Source organism: Chelonobacter oris, from assembly GCF_000772535.1.
GTDB lineage: Bacteria > Pseudomonadota > Gammaproteobacteria > Enterobacterales > Pasteurellaceae > Chelonobacter > Chelonobacter oris.
The window spans coordinates 1-7715 of the sequence record NZ_JSUM01000023.1 but is presented as its reverse complement, the minus strand read 5'-3'; the positions used below and the strand labels follow the sequence as shown (position 1 = coordinate 7715).

The 7715-nt window shown below is 44.8% G+C and carries 5 protein-coding genes; all 5 read left to right on the top strand.

The annotated features are described in order from the left end of the window. Window positions 1–214: 214 nt before the first annotated feature. The 5 genes from cas3f to cas6f are packed head-to-tail and all read left to right on the top strand — an operon-like array spanning window position 215 to window position 7580. The gene (gene cas3f / locus OA57_RS11730; RefSeq protein ID WP_034618105.1) at window positions 215–3613 is read left to right on the top strand and encodes a type I-F CRISPR-associated helicase Cas3f; all 3399 of its coding nucleotides are present in this window, start codon (window positions 215–217) and stop codon (window positions 3611–3613) included. A 16-nt stretch (window positions 3614–3629) separates the two neighbouring features. Beyond that, window positions 3630–4985: a type I-F CRISPR-associated protein Csy1 gene (csy1, locus tag OA57_RS11725; RefSeq protein WP_034618103.1), complete on the top strand. Its 1356-nt coding sequence runs from the start codon at window positions 3630–3632 to the stop codon at window positions 4983–4985. Then, entirely contained in the window at window positions 4982–5941 is a 960-nt protein-coding gene (gene csy2 / locus OA57_RS11720; RefSeq protein WP_034618101.1) for a type I-F CRISPR-associated protein Csy2, read from the top strand. The genes csy1 and csy2 overlap by 4 nt, the downstream gene beginning before the upstream one ends. Then, window positions 5934–6926 (top strand): type I-F CRISPR-associated protein Csy3, encoded by a 993-nt coding sequence (gene csy3 / locus OA57_RS11715; RefSeq protein ID WP_034618100.1) that lies wholly within the window; start codon window positions 5934–5936, stop codon window positions 6924–6926. The genes csy2 and csy3 overlap by 8 nt, the downstream gene beginning before the upstream one ends. A gap of 6 nt (window positions 6927–6932) precedes the next feature. Next, the gene (cas6f, locus tag OA57_RS11710) at window positions 6933–7580 is read left to right on the top strand and encodes a type I-F CRISPR-associated endoribonuclease Cas6/Csy4 (protein WP_034618099.1); all 648 of its coding nucleotides are present in this window, start codon (window positions 6933–6935) and stop codon (window positions 7578–7580) included. Window positions 7581–7715 lie beyond the last annotated feature (135 nt).

The window sequence follows — 7715 nt, the reverse complement described above, 5'->3', positions numbered from 1 at the left end:
CAGATGATTTAGAAATACACCGTTAATGAATGATACAGACAACACTTGTTAGTCATCACAAAGATGATTTAAGAAAATGTCATTATTGTGTACTTTGATTAAGTGTGGCTCGTTAGTTATTATATGGTTTTTAACGTATTGATAAATAATAATTTTTGAATTTAATAGTATTGTTGTGTTATAACATTGGATTAAAAATAGCGGATAAAACGATATGATGGTTATCTTTGTCAGTCAGTGTGAAAAGAAAGCGCTTGCTCGAACCCGAAAAGTGTTGGACGCATTTGCCAATCGAATTGGCGATAATACGTGGCAAACGGTGATTACTGAAGACGGTTTGCAAACCGTTAGACAATTATTGCGCCAAACTGCCAGTAAAAATACGGCGGTAAGTTGCCATTGGATTCGTTCACGCGCGCGTTCCGATTTGTTGTGGCTTGTCGGAAATCGGCGGCGTTTTAATCCGCAAGGCGCGGTGCCGGTGAACCGTACTCGGCGTAATGTATTGCACAGCGAATGGGAAAATTATTGGCAACATATTGCCGGTATTCAGATTATTGTTACTTTGGCGGCGCTTTTTCATGATTTGGGTAAATCGACAATTGGGTTTCAACATAAATTAAGGCAAAGTGCGGTTAAAGGTGATCCTTTCCGGCATGAATGGATTTCCTTGAAAATGGTGGAGTGGTTATTGCTCGATTGCAAGACGGATCAGCAGTGGTTTGAACGTTTGCTTAATATCAATGCCTATCTAAAGGCGCCAAAAATACCGCTTGAGAGTTTTTTACAGCAAAATCGGGACAGTGTAAATATGCTGAACTTTCCGCCGTTAGCGCAGTGGATTGCGTGGTTAATCGTTACTCATCATCGCATCGCTCCTTTCGGGGAGGTACACTATAATGCGAGCCAAATTCGGCAATTAAAACGGGATAAAAAATATCTTAAAGCGCCATTATTTCGCCTTTATCAGCGAATGACCGCCGTTAATTTTTGGGTAAAAAATCCGTCTGCATTGCAAGATTTGTCACAAAAGGCGCAAGAAGCATATTGGCAATTTGAAACCTTGGTGCTGGATAGCCCGGCATGGCAGAAATCGCTGAAGCGTTGGGTAAGCAAAGCGTTGCAACACCAACCGTTATTGCAGCTCAGTGAGCAAGCCCGACAGGATAACAAACCGATTGAAGATACGTTGTTGTTACAGTTTTCACGGCTGTGTCTGATGATGGCGGATTATTATTATTCCGGCTTGGATAGCGATGATAAGCGCCGAATAGATGGGGATAAAGCGTTTTATGCCTTGGCCGCCAATACGGATAGCGCTAAAAAACAGGTTAAACAGACATTAGACGAGCATTTGCTCGGTGTGGCGAGAGCCGCCGCACAATTTGCCCGTATTTTACCGATTATTGCAACCGAATTGCCGAGATTAACCCGACAAGACAGCTTGATTAAAAATACGGCGATTCCGGGGTTTTCTTGGCAGAATAGCGCATTTCAACTGGCCAAATCCGTACAAGGGCTCTCTCAAGAGCACGGCTTTTTCGGCGTAAATATGGCATCGACAGGTTGCGGAAAAACCATTGGCAATGCGCGAATTATGTACGCATTAGCGGACAAAGTGAAAGGCGCACGTTTTACGGTCGCATTGGGTTTAAGGGTGTTGACGTTACAAACCGGACAGAGTTATCGCGATAATTTAGGACTTAATGCAGAGCAATTGGCGATTTTGGTCGGTGGGAGTGCGCAGCGAAAGCTGTATGAAATGTTGAATGCGGATTCGTCGGAAAAAACGGCAATAGAAGATGAATTAGACGAAAGTTCGGCATTTCATACCGTGTGGGGCAGTGAGTCGGCAGATGAGATTCTCGAGGGCGTTGTGGATTCAGCGCTTGATTATAGTCGGTACGATAATCTGAATTTAGAGATGATTCTGGAGAGTCAAAAAGCCGGACAATTATTATTTTCGCCAGTTACTGTTTGTACGGTTGATCATCTGATTCAAGCGAGCGAGTGCAAACGCGGCGGGCGATATATGGTGCCGATATTGCGTTTGTTGAGCAGTGATCTGATTTTGGATGAACCCGATGATTTTGATCAGGCGGATTTACCGGCATTGACCAGATTGGTTCACCTTGTCGGCTTATTTGGCGGGCGGGTTTTGCTGTCTTCAGCGACGTTACCGCCTGATTTGATTCAAGGCTTATTTAACGGTTATTGGGCGGGAAGAGCGGTTTACCATCGTCATCAGGGCAAAACCCCGCCGAGTGTGGTCTGTGCTTGGATTGACGAACAGGCTGATGCGATGAAAACCGTTCAATGCCAAAACAGTAACGATTTTTCCCGTGAGCATTCGGCTTTTATTATAAAACGGGTGGATTTTCTGCAACGACAACCGATACGGCGCATGGCCGAGATTCTGCCTGTTGCGATGCAATACCAACAGGAAATGCCCGAACTGTTTTTTGACGAATTGGCGCAGCAGCTTGCGGATGCGGCGTTATCCCTTCATCAACGCCATCATATCAAACACGAAGATGCCATAACAACGCTTAGTATCGGTTTGATTAGGATTGCCAATACCAAGAATATTATTCAGATTGCCGAGGCGTTTAACCGTGCCGTGAAGCTGAAAGATGATGTTCATATTCATTTGTGCTGTTACCATGCCAAACAGCTGTTATTGTTGCGCAATATGTTGGAAAACCGCCTAGACCGCACTTTAAAGCGTGATGCTGCGCAACCGCAGGCGATTTTTAAACAGACGGATATTTGTTCGGCGATCAAAAAACAGCCGGCAAAACAGCATGTTTTTATCGTATTGGCAACACCGGTTGCAGAGGTTGGGCGTGATCACGATTATGACTGGGCGATAGTCGAACCATCATCTATGCGTTCAATTATCCAACTTGCCGGTCGCATTTGGCGACATCGTCCGAATAAAACGGCTGAATCGTCTAATTTAATGATTTTACAGAAAAATATTCGCGCTTTGCAGCAAGAAACGATTGCTTTTACCAAGCCCGGTTTTGAAAGCGAAGAATATAAACTGGCAACACACGATATGACTCGACTTATGCCGATTGAACAGCGGCAGCGTGTTGATTCGATTGTGAGAATTCGCAAACCCGAGTTACTTTGTCCCGACCGCACTTTGGCGGATCTTGAGCATCAGGTTATCAAGGATTTGCTCAATCATGATGATATTAATTTTGTCAATGCATATTGGCATGAAACGACAACGTCCAATCGGGCGACAAGCCATTTGCAGATTTTAAGCCCGTTTCGGGCGGGGAGATCCGAGGAAGAGTGGCTATTAATCCCGAATGACGACGGCTTTGAGGTGTATTCGGCGGAGCAGGTCAAAAAGCAGACATTGGCGGCATCAGCGCGACATAATCATTATATTCAATACCAAGCGATGAGCTTTCAAAATCCACAAGTCAGCCCTTGGCTGTGCATGGATTTGACAACCGCACTTGTGCGGTTACAGCAGCAATATTCACCGCCACGCAGTGTGAACGGCTTGGCTATTGCTTATTCAAGAGTTGGATTGGAAGAACAGCGTCATGGTTGGTGCTTTAATGAGTGGTTAGGGTTTTGGCGTAATAAATAGCACAAAAGGAGATAAAATGGAGCAAATCACACCGGAGCAGGTTAAAAGTGCGGTTCAGGCGTTTTTGACCGCACGATATGAGCGGGAAACAGAGAAGGAACGCAATCAGTTGGAGAACGCAAAAGCGGCTGAAGATTGGGTGAAAATCAGTCGGCTGGAAACATTGTTGCTGGAGGCGAAAACGAAATACAGCCTGACAGTGTGGATGAAAAATGCCGCTGAACGAATGGCAAAACAATTGCAATTCGGTACGCATATTTCAAAAGGCGTACATCCCGATGCCAAAGGCGACAATGTCAATTATCGCACAGACCGCACTTTGCCGGCGGGATTTGTCGGTTCACAAAGCATTGACAGTGTATTATTGGACGCTAACGGAAACGCTGCGGCACTGCCGTTGGCGGCGCTTTTTGATGTCAATCTCGGTAAGAGCAATATCAAATTGCGTACCCTGATTATCCAAGACAGTCCGTTATTGGACGGAGTTTTTGCCGACGATGCAACCCTGTCGGCACGCTATCAAGCGTTGTTTAAAACCGCGTTAGTCAGTGAATTAGCCGAACCGACTACGCACGAGCGCAACAAACAATTATTGTTTCCGACAGCGACAGGAGATTACCACGTTATCGTTCCGCTTTATCCTTCGGTATTAACCCATGAACTCTATCAGCGCATCATTAAGTTACGTTTTTCGGACGAAAATAAAGCGGCAAGAGATAATCGTTTCAAAAAAAACGTTGAGCAAAAAGCGTATATCAGTATCCCTAATATTGCCATAACCAAACTTGGCGGCACTAAGCCACAGAATGTCAGTCAGCTGATGAATAAACAAGGCGGGCGAAATTATCTTCTGCCGTCTTTACCACCGCACTTTGCGCAGCAGTCCGTTTTGTCAATCGGGGCAAAAACAGACAGTATTTTTTCTAGAAATCTCACCGTTCTTTGTCAAAAACCGTTACAAGCCTTATTCAAAATAGTGGAAACCGATTATAACAATGTCCACATTCGTGATGCTCGCAAAGCGATTTTAGACGATATTTTACGGCATCTTTGTACGGCGGCACGTGAGATTCAAACCGCTCGTACTGCCGGTTGGACGATCGATATTGCGTTGAATTACGCTGAAAAACTATGGCTGGATCCGTATCGAACCGAATTAGAGGATCAAGCGCAGTTTAAGCGGCTGCGCGAGGAGGGCGGTTGGCGTGATGAAATCGCTAAACGGTTTGCCGATTGGCTGAATTCCGTATTGAAGCACCGTTTCAAGGAAATTAAACAGGACTTTGCCGATCCTGAACACAATGAGTGGCGCAGGGAGATAGAAGAGATGATTAAAGAGAGTCAATTGCTTGGCAAGGCGGTATTTCAATGAGCAAACAAACAAAAGAAATTGTCGGTTATCTAGTGTTTAGTCGGGTCAAAATACAAGATGCGAATGCCATTTCAAGCCCGATAACGTATGGTTTTCCTGCGGTCAGCGGCTTTCTCGGCGCATTTCATGCAATGTCCCGCCAATTGCAGCAGCATAAAACATTAGGGCATTTATCGTTGGACGGGGTATTGATTGCTTGTCATCGATGTGAAGTTAAAGCTTATCGGCAAAGCGCTTATGGCGATTATACCTTTAACCAAACGCGTAATCCGATTAAAAAAGACGGCTCGACGGCATCGATTATTGAAGAGGGCAAGTGCGGTCTGACGGTAACTCTGGCGGTTGAAGTGAAGGCCGATGATATTTGGGACGTCGAAGAACAGCATACCTCGGACTTAGCTGAATTCAGCAAAATCAGGCTTCAGCAACAGCGCCTTGCCGGCGGTAGTGTGATGGGCGTAGCAGCGGTGCATTATCTGAAAGCGGAAGATATTGGTGATATTAAACGTTATTTGTTGCCCGCTTCGGTGTTAATGAATGCGCAACAGGAGTTGAAATCGATTACCCGAACCTTGCAGCAAAAAAATGAGACGGCAACCGCACTTGACGCGTTGATTGAGGCCGTGATGCTGCACCATATTCCGCAACAAAACAAACAAGGCGGAACCGACTGGTATGCGCAGTCGGAAAAACACGGTCGGGGGTGGTTGGTACCGATGCCGATTGGATATCAGGGGATTTCCGCTTGTTTCGATCCCGGTGTGATGCGGCATAGCCGCAATCCGGAATATGTCGGTCGGTATGTCGAGGCGATTTACAGCTTGGGGAAATGGGTTTTTCCTTACCGTATTGATGATCTTCAACATGCATTTTGGCATTACCGCTATGATGCCGCAAAAAGTCTTTATTTAACCGTTCAACCTAATCAATCTATCACAGGAGAAGATGATGAGTAAATTAACCGTAGCCAGTGTTTTGGCATTTGAGCGCAAATTAGATGTTTCTGATGCTTTCTTTTCGCAGAGCGACAGTAAAAATATAAACGCAGGTGAAAGTGCGGTACAGATTCGGGAAAAATCGGTACGCGGCACGATCAGCAATCGTTTAAAAAATGCGATTAGCAACGATCCGGTCAAGTTGGATGCGGAAATTCAGAAAGCCAATTTGCAACGGGTTGATGCGGCTGCGCTTGAGGCGGAAAATGATACGTTGGTTGTAAAATGGACGTGTAAGGTGCTGCCTTTCAACGGCAAGCCGAGCGTATGCAATAATCAAGATTATCAAACTGCGTTGCTTGAAAAGGTGCAGGGCTATCTGAATGAACAGGGTTTTAGCGCATTGGCACAACGCTATGCGGCAAATATTATCAATGCTCGTTGGCTGTGGCGTAATCGTGTCGGGGCGGAAGCGGTTCAAGTCAGTGTCAAGTGCGGTGAGGAATCGGTAGCGATTATGCAGGCACTGGATTATAGTTTGACTGATTTTACAGTTGATGATGCGATTCAAAAAGTGGCCGCTTGGATCGAGCAAGGTTTGTCAGGACAATCGTTTATCTTGTTGGAAATTGAAGCGAAAGTGAAAGTCGGTTACGGGCAGGAAGTTTACCCGTCGCAAGAATTGGTATTGGATACCGGCAATAAAAAGAGCAAAATTCTTTATCAAATCAACGGGCAAGCCGGTATGCATTCACAAAAAGTCAGTAATGCGATTCGCACGATTGATACTTGGTATCCTGATGCCGAATTCCCTATTGCTGTTGAGCCTTACGGTGCGGTCACAACGATGGGCAAAGCCTTCCGCCAACCGAGTCAGAAACAGGATTTTTACACCTTGTTTGATAACTGGATCATAAAAGATAAAAAGCCGACAGCGGAACAGCAACATTATGTGATCGGCATTTTGATTCGTGGCGGTGTATTTGGTGCCAGCGGCAAGGAGTAGTGCCTGATGCAGTATTACCAAGAGATCACGATTATTAAAAGCCCTGAGATTTCGCCTTATTTTATCTGGAGCAAACTCTATACTCAGTTGCATTTGGCGCTGGTCGAGGTACTAAACTCGGATCGCACAAGTCATATCGGGGTGAGCTTTCCTGAATATCAGTGTATCGAAGATGAATGCAACCCCGTTAAAACCTTGGGCAACAAACTCCGGGTGTTTGCACATACCAAACAAGAACTTGAGGCATTGAATCTATCTAAGTGGCTAGCGCGGTTGACGGATTATGTCCATATTCGCAGCGTGCAAAATGTGCCGCAGAATGTTACTCAACATGGGATAGTCAGTCGGTTACGGCAAAAATCCAATAATGACCGAATTACACGCGCTTATGCCAAAAGACATCATTTAAGTTTTGAGGCGGCAAAAGAGGAACGGATTCATACTTTTGCCGAGAAGCACCAATTGAGTTATGAACAGTCGTTGCAGCATTACCATAATCCGACGTTAAAAGAACGCCCGTTTATCAAAATCCAAAGTTTACATTCAAAATTGCAGTATTCTTTGGAAATTGAGCAGACAATTGTTGAAAGTGCGGTTGAGGGAGGGTTTAACAGTTACGGGCTGAGCAGCAAAACCACGGTTCCGTTATGGTAAAAACCTATTTTTTCTTGTTCTTTTAAAATATGTTATTTATCAATTCGTTATAAATCCTTAAAAAATAATGGTCAAAGCAGGTTTTTGAATTTAATCCATTGCGTTGACTATTATTTTGAGGATAATGCTCTTGTT

What these genes read in the sequence shown, in the direction of transcription:
- cas6f (WP_034618099.1), top strand. Translation starts at nt 6,933, where the DNA reads ATGCAGTATTACCAAGAGATCACGATTATTAAAAGCCCTGAGATTTCG.
- csy3 (WP_034618100.1), top strand. Translation starts at nt 5,934, where the DNA reads ATGAGTAAATTAACCGTAGCCAGTGTTTTGGCATTTGAGCGCAAATTA.
- csy2 (WP_034618101.1), top strand. Translation starts at nt 4,982, where the DNA reads ATGAGCAAACAAACAAAAGAAATTGTCGGTTATCTAGTGTTTAGTCGG.
- csy1 (WP_034618103.1), top strand. Translation starts at nt 3,630, where the DNA reads ATGGAGCAAATCACACCGGAGCAGGTTAAAAGTGCGGTTCAGGCGTTT.
- cas3f (WP_034618105.1), top strand. Translation starts at nt 215, where the DNA reads ATGATGGTTATCTTTGTCAGTCAGTGTGAAAAGAAAGCGCTTGCTCGA.